Source organism: Vibrio sp. 2130-1 (genome assembly GCF_033339515.1).
This window is the reverse complement of sequence record NZ_JAWOUT010000005.1, coordinates 114,530-133,169: the sequence shown is the minus strand read 5'-3', so window position 1 is coordinate 133,169 and position 18,640 is coordinate 114,530. Positions and strand designations below refer to the sequence as shown.

The window sequence follows — 18,640 nt, the reverse complement described above, 5'->3', positions numbered from 1 at the left end:
TCACTATAACGACAACAAACATACGCTTTGACTGAATAGTCAGCGTTTCCGAAAGTGGTTTAATTATTAACGAAACCATACAGATATTCGCTTTTTCACATTGACCGTAATGTCAAAAGTGCTTGAGTTTTATTGTTGACAATTCTTCCATAGTCAATGGTCACAAATGTGATGTACAGCACATTTCTATAATGGCACTATCACCTTTGTCGAGAGATATTAACAAGGATTCGTTGGACATCTTGACTTTGTAATACAAATAAAAAGGTGACTATATGAAAAAACTAATGACGCTCTCATCACTATTATTATTCAGTTTATCTGCTACTGCTGGTATTCATGTCGAACACTCTACAAACAAAGTTGTTCTCAATGACTTTACGACAAAAGATGCCGCTTATAGCTCTGCGTTTGATCTTGTCGATGAATACCAAACGCTATCAAAACATGAACTTAGAAATCGTCTAAACATCATTGGAAGCGGTTTCCCTCGTGATATTGCAATCGATGATAGTAAGGTGAGAGTTGAAGAATACGCACTTAACCGTGATGAAGTTAAATATCGTGCAATCATAAACTTCGATTATCACTTCAGAACAAGTGACGGCGGTAAAAACTAAAAAATCATCTGCACCTTTACTTTCTTAGAGCCCTTCCTATTTTAAGAAAGTAAAGGTGTCTAATCACATTGAAACGACGGCTTTTCATAAATCGCTCTCTCCTTACATAAACAGTATCAATCCCTACCTCTATCGTTTACATAAAAATAATTTTTCCAATCTTCATTGAGATACATTTCGTCGTTTGGCGCTTTATCATTCACTTGGTTCGCCATATGGATTCCACATCACTTAAATGAAAAAGACCCTTGAAATTGAGTTCACTTTTTTATGAAGATTAACTCAACCTAAGATTGACAATTGTCGTTATATTTTTCTCGTTTATAGCAATATATAAAAAACTCTTTTTGTTTTAATTAACCATAAGACGTAAAAATAAAAAAAGGCAACAAGATACTTCTTGTTGCCAAAGAAAAAAATCATCATTAAAAAAATATGAAAATGAAAACTAGCAGTGGACTAGCTAACAAAACAATTATATCCAAAACACTTTAACAAGTAACGATCAATATAATCCATTATATATGGATTAAAATCAGCACTTATAAAATTACACCGATAAATAAAAAAGCCTGAAAATAGTTTCAGGCTTTTTATATTTATTAATTTTTTAGAATGAATATCTCGCAGCTATTGCAAGAATATCGTCTTCATTGTCTACATCTGTAATTCTGTATTCTGCTAGTGCTTTAAAATTAGAAGTCAAATCGTACTCTGCACCTAGTGAGTAGTAATCGACGACGTCTTCATCATCACGCTCTAGATTGTTATAGCCAACAAGTGCCCAAAGCTTATCTGTTATTTCATAAGTGGCAACTGCTTCAATACCGGTGTAATCAATATTACTTTCAGAACCATCTTTAGCCCAGTTTTCACCATCACTGTATAAAACAGAGGCATAAAACTTGTCGTATTCAAATGCAATAGCACCCGTTAGCAGCTCTGCATCTTCTGCACCCGATTGCCCTTCACCTTCGTTGTAACCAAGCGCAACTTTGAAGCCATATGGCAACTTGTAGTCCGCCGCCGCACCATAAGAGGCTGCATCTGTTGACACTTCATCGTTTTCAGCCTGATAGCTAACATGAATATTCAAACCTTCATAGCTTGTCGTTAGCTTAAATACTGAATCGGAGCGACCGGTACCATATAGATCCGCACTTACGCCAGCAGCTTCATTACCAAACTCCGGGAAAATATCCGTGTAGTCAGATACTAAAGTGACCGCACCGTATTGACGTCCATAACTTACTGTTCCGTAATCTGCACCAACTCCTACATAGCCTTTTCGGATATCAAATTCATCATCTTCAATCCCATCAGCATCTCTGCGATTAGACTTAAATTCCAACTCATATAAGCCGAAGGCATAAAGATCTTCATTTATTTTAGACTCACCTGCAAGTCCTACACGAATGTAGCTATTATCTCCGTCTGCATTTTTATCATCAGAGAAATAATACATCCCTTGCGCTCGGCCATGAATATTTAATACTGATTCTTGATCTTCATAAACTACGGCTGAATTTGCAGCACTTGCAGAAAAAAGTGCAGCGATTGCGATCGACGTTCTTGTCATTTTCATTTAATTACCACTACTTGTGTTGTTTGAATCGAGTGAAATTATGAACAGTGGCAATTATTTTTAAAGTGCAAATTCAACCATATTCTATGGATAAATATAAACAAGCCCTCAATCTAAAACATTATGTCCTAGTACTCATATTAGTTGAGATAATCCATCCAAACAGGAGGCGTCCCTATTATTTTTTGAACAGTATCAATGAACAGTTTGGCTAATGGTTGTTGATTTCGGTGAGTATACATTGCATATATTTCCCCTATTGCGGGAAGATTATAATCAGGAAGCAACTGTACAAGATCTTGTTTACTCAAACTCTCCTGAAGAAAGAACTGCCCTATTAAAGCATACCCTAGATCAGATTTTACGGCATCGAGCATTAGCTCAGTTTCATTCACGAAGTACTGCCCGTTGATATTATACGTTCTAACGTCGCTTGATGACTGGCTTGGAGCTATACGTAGCTTATCCGCCTTAAAGTTAGCATTAGAGTATATTACTGCTGGCATTTTTATAAGCTCTTCTGGAGAGCTCGGGGTTCCATACTTGTCAATAAAACTCTTCGATGCAACCAGTGCCATATTATTGCTTGCCAACTTACGTACTATCATGTTGGACTCTCGGATTGGTCCGATACGAAACACAACATCAAAACCTTCGTGGATAACATCGACTCGATTATCATCGAGCAGCAGCTCTACAGTAATGTTTGGGTACTGTTTTATAAACTCTTTAACTGCCTGATTTAAGTATGCTCTGCCAAAGAAAGTGGAGCTTGATATTTTCAGATTACCTTTCGGTTCATCCTGAAATGTAGCAGCAATACTACGAGTTTCAGTTAGAACCTCTCTTACTTTCTTAGCTTGCGCCACCATCTCAACACCAGCATTAGTCAGGGATAGCGAACGCGTGGAACGGTTTAACAGCCGTAAGCCCAATTCATCCTCTAGCTTTTTGATCTGTTTTGACAAAGCTGAACGATCTATATGATTTCTGTCAGCAGCCTTAGCAAAAGTTCCGTATTCAGAGACATCCAGTAGTAATTCAAGTTGGCTTGCGAGATCCACTGCACAATTCCTTATTTAGTTTTTATTCTTTATGTGATGGGAAATGGATTTTACAAAATTAATTTCAATTTTTTATGGTTCAAATTGCATCAGTGAATTGCAAATAATGCACGAATTAAAAAAGCTTTAATTTTCGTCGCTATCTTTAGCTTCTGTTTAGTTATTCCTATCTATTATGGCTTATTACATTTAACAATACTCCACGTCTTGAAAACCCTAAACTGACCTTTTTCAAACCAAAAAGCGAGCATTTTGACCAATATTTAATCGTGCATTTTTATCACTACTCTATGTTCGCTGAGGGCCTATTTACCCATAGGTACAATGAATACAATGCCGTTCCTTTTAGTATGAACAGAATCATTTAGGGCGCGACAAATGTTAAAGAAAGTTTTCGGCATTGGCCTTTTATCCGTTTTAGCTGCTTGTGCAGACGAAGAGATAACCAAACAACCTAATACTCCCTTACCTACGATAGACGTCTCCAAAGTCATCTATGAGCCCGTTCAATCGTGGTTCACCTTTACAACAAGGCTTCAAGCACCAGAGAAAGTTTCTTTAATGCCACGCGTTTCCGGAGTTATTGAAACGGTAGAGTTCAAAGACGGACAGAGTGTCAACAAAGGCGACTTACTCGTCACTCTTGATGATCGAACCTTCAAAGCTCAGGTCTCACGACTTGAAGCGCAAGTTAAGAGTGCTCGAGCTGCGCTAGAGCAAGCAGCAAACGAACAAAAGAGAGCCGCTCAACTGGTTAAGCGAAAAGCCATCTCAGCGGAACAAGCAGAGGCCCGAGATACCGCAGTAAAGCAACGCTCTGCAGAACTAATGGCCTTGCGTGCTCAGTTAGAATCCGCAAAGTTAGATCTTGAGTTTACGAAGATATATGCCCCTATTAGCGGCACTATTTCAAGAGCATTCATTACTAAAGGAAACAATGTAAACGCAAATCAAAGCGTTATATCAAACATTGTCTCTAACGATCAGGTATATGCATACTTTGATGTCGATGAGCGAACTTGGAACCGTTACTTCTCGACAATCAATGCCGACTCTAACTTACCTACTCGTCTTGAACTATCTGGACAAAATGGGCAGGTGTTTTTTGGACGCGTTGACTTTGTCGACAACTCCATCAACGAAAACACCGGTACTTTGCAGGTTCGAGCGGTATTCGATGCAACAAAATCAAACTTAAAAGTGGGATCGTTTGGCCGAGTTCAGATATCAACAACCAAACCAGTTGAACGAGTTCTCGTTCCAGAGCGTTCTATTGGCACAGATCTAGAAAACCGCTTTGTATTAACACTCAATGAAGAGAATACGTTGCAATACAGCATCGTAACCTTAGGCGAACGTTACGGAACATTTCGTGCTATCGAGAATGGCTTGAACGCCGACTCAATTATTGCGGTAAATGGCCCAGCAAAAGTTGGCCCAAATAGCAAAATCACACCAAAAAATGTCACGCTAGATATTAGCAACACCTCATTGATTATGGCTTCAAACTCAACATCGTTGCCAAATAAACGTTTAGCTCAAGACTAAGAAGACAACCGAATGAAATTTGCACACTTTTTTATTCAAAGACCCATATTTGCCTCTATGTTATCGCTATTGATATTAATAGTAGGCGCAATTTCACTTTTACAGTTGCCTGTGAGTGAATATCCAGAGGTTGTCCCTCCTACAGTAGTAGTTACAGCAAACTATCCTGGTGCGAACCCAAAAGTAATCGCAGAAACAGTTGCTACGCCTCTGGAGCAAGAAATTAATGGTACAGAAAACATGTTATATATGTTTTCACAGGCAACCAGTGACGGCAGAATGACATTGACCGTAACCTTTGCTTTAGGTACGGACTTGGACAAAGCTCAGGTTCAAATTCAAAATCGCGTCACTACAGCTTTGCCCCGATTACCAGAAGCCGTCCAACGGTTAGGAGTTGTTGCCGAAAAAGCCTCTCCTGATCTCACTATGGTTGTGCATATATATTCTCCAGATTCTAGCCGTGAAGTCAGTTATTTAGCTAACTACGCTAATTTAAACTTGAAAGATGAGATAGCTCGGCTCGGAGGCGTCGGCGATGTGCGCCTTTTCGGTGGTGACGAGTACTCAATGCGCTTGTGGTTAAATCCAGATGAGCTCGCTTCTAGAAATCTAACCGTAATGGACGTTGTGTCCGCCGTCCGATCTCAAAACCAACAGGTGGCAGCAGGCTCATTAGGTGCGCAACCAGCCGCTAATGAAAACCAATTCCAAGTTTTGTTGAACGTAAAAGGCCGCTTGGAGAATATTGATGAATTCAACGACATTGTAGTAAAAGTTGACGAAACAGGGGCTTTGACACGTCTTAAAGACGTTGCACGCGTAGAGCTAGGTCAAAACTCTTATGCACTGCGCGCCTTGTTAAATGGTAAACCAGCGGTGGCGATGCCCGTATTCCAACGCCCTGGTGCTAATGCTATTGAGCTATCTAATCAGGTTCGTTCAACCATGGACCGTTTACAAGCAGCCTTTCCAGCTGGAGTTTCATATGAAATAGCCTACGACCCGACCGTCTTTGTTCGTGGATCGATAGACGCGGTGGTTCATACTCTGCTAGAGGCAATTGTACTAGTTGTTGTTGTAGTCATTTTGTTTTTGCAAACATGGCGCGCGTCTATCATCCCTATCATTGCGGTGCCTGTTTCATTAATCGGTACGTTCGCCGTAATGCAAATGCTCGGAGTATCGATTAACACGCTTTCGTTGTTTGGACTTGTTCTCGCCATAGGCATCGTCGTCGATGACGCCATTGTCGTCGTCGAAAACGTGGAACGGAACATCCATAATGGTCTTGCACCACTAGAAGCAACGAAACAAGCAATGACCGAAGTTACCGGGCCAATTATTGCAATTGCTTTAGTATTATGTGCGGTGTTCATCCCGACGACCTTTATTACAGGGTTATCCGGTCAGTTTTATAAGCAGTTCGCACTAACAATTACGATCTCGACGATTATTTCAGCAATTAACTCGTTGACGTTATCGCCTGCTTTATCAGCACTGCTATTACAAGATAAGAACGCAAAACCCGATCGGCTAACCAAGCTATTGGATGCGGTTTTTGGTAAGTATGTTTTTGCGCCATTCAATAGAATTTTTGAGTATAGCTCGAACCAATATCAAGCTCTGGTCAAGAAGCTGATTCGTTTTAGCCTTGTTGTTGTGGTGGTATACATTGCGTTACTCGGGGGAACGGTTTCTCTATTCAAAGCGGTTCCTGGTGGATTCATTCCTCAACAAGATAAGCAGTATTTAGTTGCGATCGCCCAACTTCCAGATGCAGCAAGTTTAGATAGAACAGAGTCCGTTATTAAAGAAATGGAAAACCTCGCGCTGGCAACACCTGGCGTAGCACAAACGATTTCTTTCCCAGGCTTATCGGTTAATGGTTTTACTAACAGTCCGAATAGTGGCATCGTTTTTGTTACGCTTGAGGACTTCGATAAACGAAATGATCCAACTCTCGGAGCAAATGCGATTGTTGCATCTTTGAATAAGAGCTTTTCAATCATTGATGAAGCCTTCGTTGCGATTTTTCCACCACCACCAATCCAAGGACTTGGCTCAACTGGCGGCTTTAAGCTTCAAATCGAAGACCGTGCGAACAAGGGGTTTGATGAGCTCTTCAAGCAATTGAACTTGGTAATAAGTGAGGCATCAACAAGACCCGAGCTGATGGGATTATATTCCACATTTCGTATACAAGTGCCGCAGATGGACATCCAAATAGATCGTGAACAAGCGATGCTGCAAGGTGTTCCTCTAGAGCAGGTTTTTGATGCGCTTCAAGTTTATTTAGGATCGTTGTACGTCAATGACTTCAATATGTTTGGTAGAACATACAAAGTGAATGCCCAGGCAGACATGAACTATCGTCTCGAACCTGACCAAATACTTAACTACAAAGTAAGAAATGCTGCCGGACAAATGGTTCCTCTCGGCGCTGTACTGGAGATCATACCCACGATTGGGCCTGACCGCGTGATGCACTATAACGGCTACCCTAGTGCAGAACTAAACGGCAGTCCTGCTTTTGGTTACAGCTCTGACCAAGCCCAAACGGCTATTGAGGAAGTACTGGATCAAAACCTAGCAGAGGGAATGGTTTATGAATGGACTGATGTAACCTACCAGCAGATTTTGGCTGGTAACACGATGGTGTATATATTCCCACTTGTTGTTTTGTTAGTTTTCATGGTGCTAGCTTCGCAGTACGAGAGTTTAAAACTGCCATTCGCTATCATTTTGATCGTTCCTATGACCATTTTTTCTGCACTAGCAGGTGTTTGGTTCATTGGTGGTGACAACAATATATTCACACAAATTGCTTTGATTGTCCTTGTGGCTCTAGCGTGTAAAAATGCCATCTTGATGGTGGAGTTCGCTAAAGAACTTAAAGACAATGGCCAAGATACCTTATCAGCGATTTTGGAAGCATGTCGTTTACGTCTTCGACCGATTCTAATGACATCAATTGCATTTACCGCTGGTGTTATTCCATTAATGATTGGTACAGGGGCCGGAGCGGAAATGCGACAAGCAATGGGTATTGCCGTATTCTCGGGTATGGTAGGCGTAACGGTATTTGGATTACTACTCACACCTGTTTTTTACATGTTAGTGAGTCGAAACAAAAAACGTCAAACACTATAACCATAATATAAATACTCATTTAAATTCATACTAAAGGGAGCTATAGCTCCCTTTTCTTTTGGTTATTAAGTATATTAATAATTTCTAGACAGAGCAGCAGTTATACATGAAACTAATACGCTAATATCTAACGTGGATAAACATTGTGGATTTAGCAAATAAACTACACCTGCTTTTAGAAGTCTCTAAAGCTGGATCTTTTGCAAAAGCAGCAGATGGGATGAATATCGACCGCTCTGTTTTGTCTAAACACATCAAGCAGTTAGAAGAGCACTTAGGCGTTAGGCTATTAAACAGAACGACTCGCTCTCTTTCATTAACACAAGTCGGCCAGCAAATAGTTGAAAAAGCAGACCAAATATCTCAACTCCTTGATGATACTCAACAAATAGCGGAGAACTTTCAGACTGAGCCTTCAGGGAAAGTACGAATTTCAAGCTCAACATTATTTGGAAAACTCTATCTACAACCTTCGATAGAGAAGTTTTTACATAAGTACCCAAAAGCAAGTGTTGAACTAATGCTAGATGATCTTCATGTAGACGTGATTAGAAGTAATTTTGATATTGCTTTTCGAATCGGACCTATGAGGGATTCATCAATGGTAGCAAGAAAATTAGCAAAAAATACGACTGCAATCATTGCTTCTCGAAATTTAATTGAAAAACATGGTAACCCAGAAACGCCTGATGATTTAGTTAAGCTACCTTTTATTATTTATTCAAATGGTAATTTTATTGTCGATAAACTTAAATTCTACGACAAAGCAAAATCAGATGGTTTAGATACATACCCAATATCAGGGTCATACATGGTCAATGAAGCTGAGCTAATAATTGAAAGCGTAAAGTCAGGTCTGGGCGCAGCACTTATAGGTCAATTTATGCTTCCTAAAAACCTAGAGTCTTCTAATTTAGTCCAACTTTTACCAGAATATGAAACTCAAGATTTTGGTGATATTTATGCCATGTACTCACACCGTCAGCAATCACCATTGGTTAGGGCATTCATTGATATCGTTCAAGAAGAAGTTGGCATACCACCAATATGGGAAAAGCATTTCAATAAAAGCTAGGTGATTCTATTTAACCAAAATTAACAGAAAAAATCAAATAAAATCAACAAGTTAAACCAGAAAGAATTTAAGATTCAACGAAGTTTAATGTTAGGTGAATTAAGTTCCATTCTAAATGGCGCTTAATTCACTAAATATAAAACATTCTTGGTTTATAATACTAACAAATCCATCACCTATACAAGTTACGATGTATATTAAAGAAAAACACACCTCGGTCACTAGTTTGTTAGTATATAAAATATCTTATCTTATTTTTTTGGTTATTTATACGTTAGCAACGATTTATTTTAGCGTACAAATGGACAAAAGCACATCGGAGAACTCTCTTATAGAAATGACTCAAATAGCATTTGTGCTTTTTTCATCGTTAATGTGTTTGTATAAATCTAAGGAATATCTTGAACTCAAACACATATTAGTAATAATGTCTTCATTTTTTATGGTTATATTCGTTAGAGAAATGGACTACCACATAGAGCAGTATTTCTCTCACGGTTCATGGAAGTACCCTGCTTGGATTATAATAGTCTCGGTCTGTTATTTTTGTTTTAATAACATAGTTAACATAAAAAATGAGGTCAAATTTTTCATTTCTCATTCTAGCTTCACGACATTAACGATTGGCTTTTTCATTGTTTTCTTATTCTCACGCTTTGCAGGGTATGGTGATTTTTGGGTCGAGTTTATGGGGAACTCATACAATAGAGACGTGAAAAACTTGGTCGAAGAAAGCTTAGAGTTACTAGGTTACGCGATACTTTTAAACGGTGTTTTACTTATTAAAGTAGAAAATCACTAAGTATAAATAAGAGTTCAGAGCTTGTAGTTCAAGCTTTGAACTTTTTTGGCTAAAAAAAAGCAGCAAATTATATTTGCTGCAAATGATGAAAAAAACAATATGCGTAAGTTAACTTCCTAGCAATGGATGCGTTAACGAGTTAATAATAACGAACCGTAACAATTAAGTCTCGTTGAAAATAATCCATAAAGAATGGCATTTATTACACTGTTAATTATGTAACCTTATCTAATCTAGTTATCACACGCCGTCGTTTTTATATCTTATCTCTTTCCGTCAATAAATAGCTCTTCACATCAGATCCCATTTATCATCCCACAACAGTCGGATTCACAACAAAGCAATAAAAATCAATAAATTAGAAGTAGCCACTTAAAAAGTAAAAAGGAGTAAAAACGAAACTATGTCAGATAGAACATATTAAAGATCACCGGCTCTGAGTAGAAAACCGTTCATACTCGTTACGCATACAATCAATAAAGACTTCCATCGCCGGCGTCACACACTTCCCAGCATGATAAGCACAAAGTGGCTTGATCATCTGTGAAAATTCGGTGAACTCAAGCTCTTGTAAACTGCCCTCTTGCAACTCTTTTTCAACCGTAAAACGAGGTAAATAAGAGATACCAATATTACTCTCAACGCAATTTTTGATCGTATTAATACTGCTAAGTTCGATCATGTTGTCGATGCTAATATCACGCTCCTGAATAATGCTCTCAAACATCCGTCGAAAAAGGCACTTAGGGCCATTGCTTATAAACCCTAAATCAATATGTTGCTCTCTCTTCTTTAAATCTAGCCCTTTTAAAAGCGGTGAAGCAACCAATACCAGTGGCTCCTGCTCAAACTCGTGGACCTTGAGCGTATCGTCATTACCTACTCGATAAAACACACCTAAATCAGCTTTATCCGCTATCAACTCATCTCGAATCTGATAGCAATTTTGTGATTGCAGAGAGAGTCGGACATTGGGCGCTCTGATCCTGAACTCTTTTAAAACATTAGCCATCTTATAAGCAAGTTGAGTCTCAGCAACCAGCACTTTCAATTCACCGGTCGGCTCCGAGTTTTCTTGCTGTGCTGTTCCCTCAATATTTTCCATCACTCGCGCCAGTTCATAGACGTAAGGCAGTATCTTTTCTCCTGCTTGAGTCAAAACCATCTTACGCCCTATTTTTTCGAACAGCTGCAAAGACAGATCTTGTTCCAACTGCTTGATTTGAAAGGTGACGGTTGATTGCGTGCAATAAAGCTTCTGTGACGCTTTTAGAAACGATCCTTCTTCAACAATAGCTTTAAAAGTAAGAAAGCGTTTTAGATTCATGACTAGACTCCACAACCAACAGTTCAATAAATTAAAAGTCTAAGTTTTAATTTATTCAATTTTTTAATCAATTGTAGCGAAGTATAGTGCAGTAAAAACAGGAGAGATAGAGATGACCGCCATCTACACCGCATTTTTTACTTACGTAATCATTACTTCAATTACACCAGGGCCAAACAACATTTTATCGCTCAGCATCGCGACGCAATATGGACTAAAACGCTCTACAAAAGTGATTTCGGGGATGTTTTGTGGCTATGTTGTTTTGATGCTACTTTGTGGCGCTTTCACGTATAACATGATCAGCCTCTTGCCCGTGATTACACCTTGGCTAACATGGATTGGAGCAGCTTATATTGTTTGGTTGGCTTGGGGGCTTGCTACGAGTGAGATCAAAACTTCATCGGATAATTCTAAAGGTATCAGTTTCTTAACAGGTTTCGGTTTGCAGTTCGTTAATGTGAAAATCATTCTTTATGGAATTACCTCTATTTCTACGTTCGTACTGCCCCACACTCAGAATATCTACTGGATCTTAGCGACTAGCCTCATTCTTGCTTTGATCGCACTCCTTAGCAACGTAGTTTGGGCCGTTGCAGGAAAGCTACTTCAATCGCAATTCCAGAGATATGGCAAAGTCATAAATATGAGCTTAGCAGCAGCTCTGATCTATTGTGCGACACAGTTATTTACTTAAGTATATAGTTGATCATCAAGAACAATATTGCTCTTCAACTTAGACGACTACGTTTATGTGAAGAGCAAATTCTGCTCTACAAATAGCTGCGGTTTCTCGTGCCCTTACTCGCTCCTCCCACTCCTTCATACGGCAGTTTTTGAAGAAATAGATTCAACGTCACTTAATCAACCTAAAGATACGAAATCTTGTTTAGCTATACATACACGGCCTTGGCGACCTCGGTAATAACTAAGTATTACTTAGTATACACAAATCAGAAAAACTAAGATAATCTTAGTCATCCAAGTCCTTCGTATGAACTTTAAGTGTTGTTTAATAACCCACTCCCAGCCCGCCTTAAGCATGCGCGTAAACAAGCGAATCTGTCCCAAAAAGCACTGGGCATCCGTATCGGCATGGATGATAGTTCTGCAAGTGCAAGGATGAATCAATACGAAAGGGAGCGCCATACTCCCGACGTAAAAACGCTCAAACTTATCGCAGATGAGCTAAACGTGCCTCTAAACTATTTTTTTTGTGAAGATGAAATCACCGCTGAACTTGCTGTGAATCTCCACAAGCTGTCAAATGATGACAAGCAAAGAGTGCTTGAGAGCACAGCCCAGCTGATTGCAGACGCAATCGCCACGAAGTCGAGTACGTAATTGGGATTAAACGCCTAAGAATACGTATCAATACCAAAGAATCAAAGAGCATAACTAAGGGTTCAACATGGCTACAACAAAAGCACTTGTGGTTTTTTCCGGTGGGCAGGACTCTACGACCTGCTTAATCGATGCATTAAATACATATGATGAAGTTCATGCTATAACGTTTGATTATGGCCAGCGTCATTCAGATGAAATAGATATCGCTATCGAATTAGGTAAGCAACTTAACATCAAAAGCCACAAAGTCCTGGATGTAAAATCAATTAATGAGTTAGCGATAAGCTCGCTGACAAGAGACAACATTCCGGTATCTAATGACTTAAGCGACGCTAACGTACCCAATACATTCGTTCCAGGGAGAAACATTCTCTTTCTTACTTACGCATGTATCCATGCTTACCAGCTTGGCATTCAAGACATCATTACGGGAGTCTGCGAAACAGACTTTAGTGGTTACCCTGACTGCCGAGACAACTTTATTCGCTCTCTAAATCTCTCTTGCAATTTAGGTATGGATAAAGCCTTCAATATTAAGACTCCTTTAATGTGGCTTACTAAAGCCGAGACCTGGGCTTTAGCTGATAAGCACAATATGTTGGAGTTTGTCCAAAACAATACTTTAACATGTTACAACGGAATCGTTGGTAAAGGCTGTGGTGAATGCCCAGCGTGCCTACTGCGACAAAGCGGCTTAGAAGAATACTTAGCGAGCAAATAGTCTTTGTTAGCGGTAATAGCGCTGGGATAAAACCTTTTGCGTTAGCTTCTAAACGTTTTATCTCATCGTGAAACTCCAGCCAACAGAGCTTCATTTTGATGCCGCCAGATTGGTGGCATCAATTAAATGCGAAACGATTGTCGAACCAAAGATAGCACCACACCACAACAGCCAACACTTCTTAGCTTTTACAACGCTATAAATTGTTTAGATATATCGACAATGTTTCGATAGCAAAGCTACCAACGGCATTACTCGCGAAACCGGGATTAGATAGAAAAGCCACTTCGAATGATGACGAGCCTCGTCTAAGCAATACTCAAATATTTATGAGTTTGAACAGACAAACGCCAATTGCGGGCAATGCACGTATCAATACACAATTGCGTAGCACGAGGCTTCTGGCTAATTGGTTGTAGTGCAATGATAGTCTCGGCCGCTACGTTCGCATTTGCTAAAAGGTCATCAAGGTGGTCGATGTCTTTCTGGGTGCCGACTGGATGCTTAATCTCATTTGCTCGCTCTAACGCGCTATTAAGCACTGGCAATTTACCTTTCATTGCCACTTTTGGTGACACTGTCACCCACGTATTTTCTGAAGTAATCACTTCTGATGTGCCACTGGTTTCAATTTGGCATTGGCACCCCATATCTTCAAACGCCTTTGTTAAAGGGCGCAGATCATAAATACAAGGCTCTCCACCAGTAATCACGATATGCTTAGCATTAAAGCCTTGCTGTTGGTATTGCTCTACGATGTTCTCGGCAGATGCAACACACCACGTCGGAGAGTCTTCCGTTTTCACCAGAATATCGCCTATTTGACGTTGATCATTCTCATCTGCATACCACGTCTGTTTGGTATCGCACCATGAGCAACCAACCGGACACTCTTGAAGCCGAACAAAAACAGCAGGGACTCCAGTGAAAACCCCTTCCCCTTGGATAGTTTCAAACATCTCATTTAGCTTATACAACGCAGAACTCACTCAACTCATAACATTTCGAGGCGAAGACCATAATGGACACGCGTGTCTAGGTCAATTTAAACCAAAAATTAATTGTTAAAATAGACCATTTTGTAGTTTCATAGCGTAATGAATGCAGGTTTCTGGTTAACGTTAAACCAAGCCTTTTTCACTGACAGATCCCAAAAAACTTTAAGGTAAGAAATGATGTATAAACTGATCGCACTAGATATGGATGGCACGCTACTCAATAGTGATAAAGCCATTTCTGAAGAAAACAAACAAGCGATCGCAAAAGCTCGAGAAGCAGGCGTTACTGTCGTTCTCGCTTCTGGTCGCCCATTAGAAGGAATGCAAGACAAGCTCAACGAACTGAATATCCATTCCGATCGGGATTTTGTTCTTTACTACAACGGTTCGATGGTCAAGAACGTAGGCACAAACGACATCATCCACCAGCAAATCATAGATGGTAAAGCTGCAAAATTGGTGGCGCGAAAAGCCGAAGAGCTAGGTGCGTACGTCCATGCTTTTAGTCAAGTTCATGGTTTAATCACCAACGAACACAACCCTTACACCGATATTGAAGCAAAGATAAATGGCTTAAATGTCACCGAGATGAACTTCGAATCACTAGAAGACGATCATCCAATCATCAAAGCTATGATGGTTGCAGAGCCAAGCAAACTAACAGAAGTTATAGCAGCACTGCCAGCTGAAATGCGCGAAGCGTTTACGGTTGTTCAAAGCGCTCCGTTTTTCCTTGAGTTTCTTAACCCTGCGAGCAACAAAGGTATTGGTGTTGCCGCAATTGCCGAGTATCTGGGAATTAAACCGGAAGAAGTTATCTGTATGGGTGACGCAGAAAATGACCACCACATGCTGAAATACGCTGGCCTTGGTATCGCGATGGCAAATGCAATGGAAGAAACCAAGCAAATCGCTGACTACATTACGGCAAGTAATGATGAGCACGGTGTCGCTAAAGCTATAGAAAAGTTCGTGCTCAATGCATAGCCCTTTCCGCCATGTCTGTTGCGTTAAGCCTCTTACGTTTAACACCCCTAGCCGTCCAAGATAGGCAAGCGGCGTTGTTCGTGGACTAAACGTGTAAAAGCCTTGCTGTAATGCAAGGCTTTGTTTTTACTCAAATACTAATAGATAACAAATACAGCCATCAATCTAGCAACGTTTTGCTCGGTTGGTTTTCACAAGTCAGCTTCCTTGCAAGCAGCATAAATAACAACATTAATAATGGATAATGTAACGTCGACAAGACTAATGACCACAAACCGCTAAACGATACGATATTAGCCGAGTACAAATAGAGTTGATCAACAAGCAACAATGCCAGCGTCACAAAGATCATCTGCCGAGTATCTAAATGTGCTTTCGACTCTTTAAATGTCATGACCAACGCTGATGCAGTGATTAAAATTGCTAACCAGCTACCAAACACAGGTAGTGGCCAGATGACGGAGATGACTGCTGTTGCCGCAGTCATAATGAACCAGACGCCTTTTGAGCTTAGAACTTGATCAACGTCCACATCTTGATTTGTTTCCAATCGAAGAACATGCCAAGCCACCAAGCTGCCTAACAGCGCGCCAAATAACATATCTAAAATAAAGGCACTGCCGAGGAAAAACTTACCTAACACCACAGTAAGAGTGATGAACACGAAGACTGCCGTTGTTCCATTCAAACCAAAATACTGGGTTCTATGAAACAAGAACGTCAGCACACAAAACCACACAGCGATAGGCAAGCTAGGAAAACTAAAGCCAAAGCTGTGCGTTAACTCCATCATTGGTATATAGACATGTGGGCGCGGTAGCGAAAAGCCTTGTTGAGCGACAAGCGCCATAAGCGACGTTGCACTAATTGCAAAAAAGAGTCGGTACACAAACCGGCTACCAAAGCACATCATGGCAAAAGGAAATAGAAAGAGTAGTACCGTCGGTTCTGTCAGGTCTATAACCAGTTTCGAGATCTGACTAGCTACCTCGTAACTCGTTTCTGACAACGCCCCTACCCAACTCTGTAAATCTATCAGCCACGCCAATTCAACCTGACGAAATGAAGGCGCGGATTCGATCAGCTGAGTCACATAAGATACTGATTGCTTGGTAGCTTGATCAAAAAACTGAGTGACTTGTGGCCATTGCTCAGGGTAACGATACAAAGATGATGGTAATTCAGATGGGCTAAGCAGCATCGCTGACGCAACTTCTACTCCATAATGAGGGGCAAACCAAATAGGCAGTTCATTTCCACCTAAAGAATTATTCATAGAAAAAGCGATAATGTCAGAGTCTGATATACAGTCGTAAAAAACCGCAGTGTCCGTTCTGCCAAGCTCCTCTCCAACCGTAACCACTATACCGGTTTCTTCCCACGTTTCTCGTTGAGCAGCAACTTGTGGAGACTCACCATCAATAATGGTTCCGCCAGGTAGAGAAATCTTATCCGTTAATACTTCATGAACGAGCACTAACTTGTCATCAGCGCGAACAATACAGAGCGCTCCTTTAACTTCGCTCGCAGTGGCTTTAGCCGTAGAGATCGGTGAAACAGGTAACAAAATAAAACAAAGGATGAGTAATAACAGCTGTCTCAACACAAAATATGACCTTAAATAAACATAATGATAACCAATGAATCATGGCAGTTAATCTTATCTTTTTCGACAAAAATTAAGTAACGAGTTATGCCAAACTGAGTTGATCGCGTAAAACCTGATCTCAACGCTCACTGGAGAATAATTTAATGCAAACCTGACAAAAATCAGACAAAACATAAAATGTTGATCGCAATTCTGCCAGTTATATAAAGATAACGTCAGGACAAAGTCATACACATTTTGTGGGTTCTCATAGTTGACACAATAAAAAAGGGCTTATTATTCGCAAACAATAAACCCCAGTTATGATAACTATGTACTGATCGTTGAAACCAAGAATGAATCTTATCTCATGGTCAACGAATCAAATTCACTGGCCCGATAGTTAGTTAGACGTGCAATTCGCATCACCTACTTTTTGCCAAACACCCCAAGGCCCTGAGTCTGCTGGATTATCACCTTGAGTCCACCACTGCGCTTGCCAAACTTTACCATTCCAAGTGACCGTATCTCCTTTGAGATACACTAAGCTGGCTTGCCATACAGTTGTACAGCTATCTGTGGGAGGCGTTGTCACCGTTTTCGCTTGAGCGGATACTAACGCTTGGTATTGTGTGCTGGTCTTATCAATGTTGAAGTTCAAAACCACTCTTGCTTCTCCGCTCTGAGTAGCACCAAATTCAACATCAACACGACAACTTGCATTCATTGCTAACGTCGCCTGAGAGCACTGATCATTGGCAATAACAGCTGCATCAGTAACACCCGAAGCAAACGCGCGAACATTTTCCACAGTGAACGTGGTGCTCCCTGAATTCTGGATAACCAAGCTATGTTGCTGTAACTCCCCAACATTAAATGATGCCAGTGTCTGTTCGGTGGTGTATCCAACAGAAACATTTTCTTTTGGTGGTGTTGCTGTTCCGATAACACCATCGACAAAATTGCGCATAGCAGCGATATCGCTATAAACCCCATACATACCAGGACGAGCACAACCTATTCCCCAACTGACCACACCAAGTTGAGTAATTACACCACTGCGATTAATGACGATTGGACCACCACTATCTCCCTGACAAGAATCTATCCCACCTTGAGGAATACCCGCACAGAATGACACTTCTCCAACCGTTGTGTAGTTGCCACCGGCTTGACGGCAAGTCATATCCGACACAAGTGGGACGTCAACCTCTTGCAATCGAGACGGAGAGCTTCCTCCTTCAGAAGTTCGCCCTAAGCCAGCAACACTAAGCCAATCTCCGATGCTCGCGTATTGCGTTAGACTGCCATTCGCAATCTCAACTGAAGAAACACCTTGAGGCACAGAGTCGAGCTTCAATACCGCGAGGTCATGAGAAAGCGTCGCGCGGCGATATGCCGGGTGCATATGGATCTCACTGACGTTTGCACGAACACCATCACTACCGTTATAAACAACGCCACCGATTTTAACCGCAATCTGACTCGGAGAATCACCCTCAACACAATGTGCAGCAGTCAGGACGTAACCATTCCCGATATAACTGGCCCCACAATATGATCGGTTACCATAACGACTAACAATTTGGGTGTAGAATTTCCAGTCACGTGGGTCGGCAGTTACTCCGCCTACGATCTGGGGTTGGATAGTATGATTTTGCGTCTGTGACAAATCATCAGCACTTGCGAACATTGGCAAAACGGCTAAAGCAAGTAACGATTTTGTTAGTTTCAAAATATTGTCCTCTTGTTTTTGTAAGCACGATCCTCGTGCTACTAATAAACAAGCAGACAAAAACGCCGATACCAATGTGGGTGCATATCA

At 40.7% G+C, this 18,640-nt stretch carries 14 protein-coding genes; 8 read left to right on the top strand and 6 right to left on the bottom strand.

Annotated elements, in window-relative coordinates; genetic code table 11:
• Positions 1 to 275: 275 nt before the first annotated feature.
• Positions 276 to 620 (top strand): DUF3316 domain-containing protein, encoded by a 345-nt coding sequence (locus R7Q09_RS09250; protein WP_005377323.1) that lies wholly within the window; start codon positions 276 to 278, stop codon positions 618 to 620.
• 610 nt (positions 621 to 1,230) lie between these two features.
• Here R7Q09_RS09250 and R7Q09_RS09245 read toward each other — a convergent pair.
• On the bottom strand, positions 1,231 to 2,205 hold the full coding sequence (locus tag R7Q09_RS09245; protein ID WP_025768142.1) for a porin: 975 nt from the start codon (positions 2,203 to 2,205) through the stop codon (positions 1,231 to 1,233).
• A 140-nt stretch (positions 2,206 to 2,345) separates the two neighbouring features.
• Positions 2,346 to 3,269: a LysR family transcriptional regulator gene (locus R7Q09_RS09240; RefSeq protein ID WP_005377321.1), complete on the bottom strand. Its 924-nt coding sequence runs from the start codon at positions 3,267 to 3,269 to the stop codon at positions 2,346 to 2,348.
• Between the two features lie 378 nt (positions 3,270 to 3,647).
• Between R7Q09_RS09240 and R7Q09_RS09235 the strand changes: the two genes are divergently transcribed.
• From R7Q09_RS09235 to R7Q09_RS09225, 3 genes are all read left to right on the top strand, one after another.
• A complete protein-coding gene (locus tag R7Q09_RS09235) occupies positions 3,648 to 4,817 on the top strand; it encodes an efflux RND transporter periplasmic adaptor subunit (protein WP_258515497.1) in 1,170 nt (389 codons plus the stop codon).
• 12 nt (positions 4,818 to 4,829) lie between these two features.
• Positions 4,830 to 7,970, top strand: coding sequence for an efflux RND transporter permease subunit (locus R7Q09_RS09230; protein WP_005377311.1), 3,141 nt, complete (start codon positions 4,830 to 4,832; stop codon positions 7,968 to 7,970).
• 145 nt (positions 7,971 to 8,115) lie between these two features.
• Positions 8,116 to 9,045, top strand: coding sequence for a LysR family transcriptional regulator (locus tag R7Q09_RS09225; RefSeq protein WP_318070757.1), 930 nt, complete (start codon positions 8,116 to 8,118; stop codon positions 9,043 to 9,045).
• Between the two features lie 1,229 nt (positions 9,046 to 10,274).
• Here R7Q09_RS09225 and R7Q09_RS09220 read toward each other — a convergent pair.
• Positions 10,275 to 11,174 (bottom strand): LysR family transcriptional regulator, encoded by a 900-nt coding sequence (locus R7Q09_RS09220; protein WP_025768138.1) that lies wholly within the window; start codon positions 11,172 to 11,174, stop codon positions 10,275 to 10,277.
• Positions 11,175 to 11,286: 112 nt separating this feature from the next.
• Here R7Q09_RS09220 and eamB point away from each other — a divergent pair, with 112 nt between their 5' ends.
• From eamB to queC, 3 genes are all read left to right on the top strand, one after another.
• Entirely contained in the window at positions 11,287 to 11,871 is a 585-nt protein-coding gene (gene eamB, locus R7Q09_RS09215; protein WP_005388201.1) for a cysteine/O-acetylserine transporter, read from the top strand.
• Between the two features lie 308 nt (positions 11,872 to 12,179).
• Positions 12,180 to 12,518, top strand: a complete 339-nt coding sequence (locus R7Q09_RS09210; RefSeq protein ID WP_005388200.1) for a helix-turn-helix domain-containing protein — start codon at positions 12,180 to 12,182, stop codon at positions 12,516 to 12,518.
• A 67-nt stretch (positions 12,519 to 12,585) separates the two neighbouring features.
• Complete coding sequence (queC, locus tag R7Q09_RS09205) at positions 12,586 to 13,242, top strand: 7-cyano-7-deazaguanine synthase QueC (protein ID WP_005377298.1); 657 nt, start codon at positions 12,586 to 12,588, stop codon at positions 13,240 to 13,242.
• A 308-nt stretch (positions 13,243 to 13,550) separates the two neighbouring features.
• Here the strand turns inward: queC and queE are convergent, their stop codons facing one another.
• The gene (queE, locus tag R7Q09_RS09200; protein WP_005377296.1) at positions 13,551 to 14,201 is read right to left on the bottom strand and encodes a 7-carboxy-7-deazaguanine synthase QueE; all 651 of its coding nucleotides are present in this window, start codon (positions 14,199 to 14,201) and stop codon (positions 13,551 to 13,553) included.
• A 216-nt stretch (positions 14,202 to 14,417) separates the two neighbouring features.
• Between queE and R7Q09_RS09195 the strand changes: the two genes are divergently transcribed.
• Positions 14,418 to 15,227, top strand: coding sequence for a Cof-type HAD-IIB family hydrolase (locus R7Q09_RS09195; RefSeq protein WP_258657527.1), 810 nt, complete (start codon positions 14,418 to 14,420; stop codon positions 15,225 to 15,227).
• Between the two features lie 160 nt (positions 15,228 to 15,387).
• Here R7Q09_RS09195 and R7Q09_RS09190 read toward each other — a convergent pair whose 3' ends face one another.
• Positions 15,388 to 16,833, bottom strand: coding sequence for a bifunctional NUDIX hydrolase/phosphatase PAP2 family protein (locus R7Q09_RS09190; protein WP_213877667.1), 1,446 nt, complete (start codon positions 16,831 to 16,833; stop codon positions 15,388 to 15,390).
• 385 nt (positions 16,834 to 17,218) lie between these two features.
• Positions 17,219 to 18,550, bottom strand: coding sequence for a trypsin-like serine protease (locus tag R7Q09_RS09185; protein WP_248486631.1), 1,332 nt, complete (start codon positions 18,548 to 18,550; stop codon positions 17,219 to 17,221).
• Positions 18,551 to 18,640: the final 90 nt, after the last annotated feature.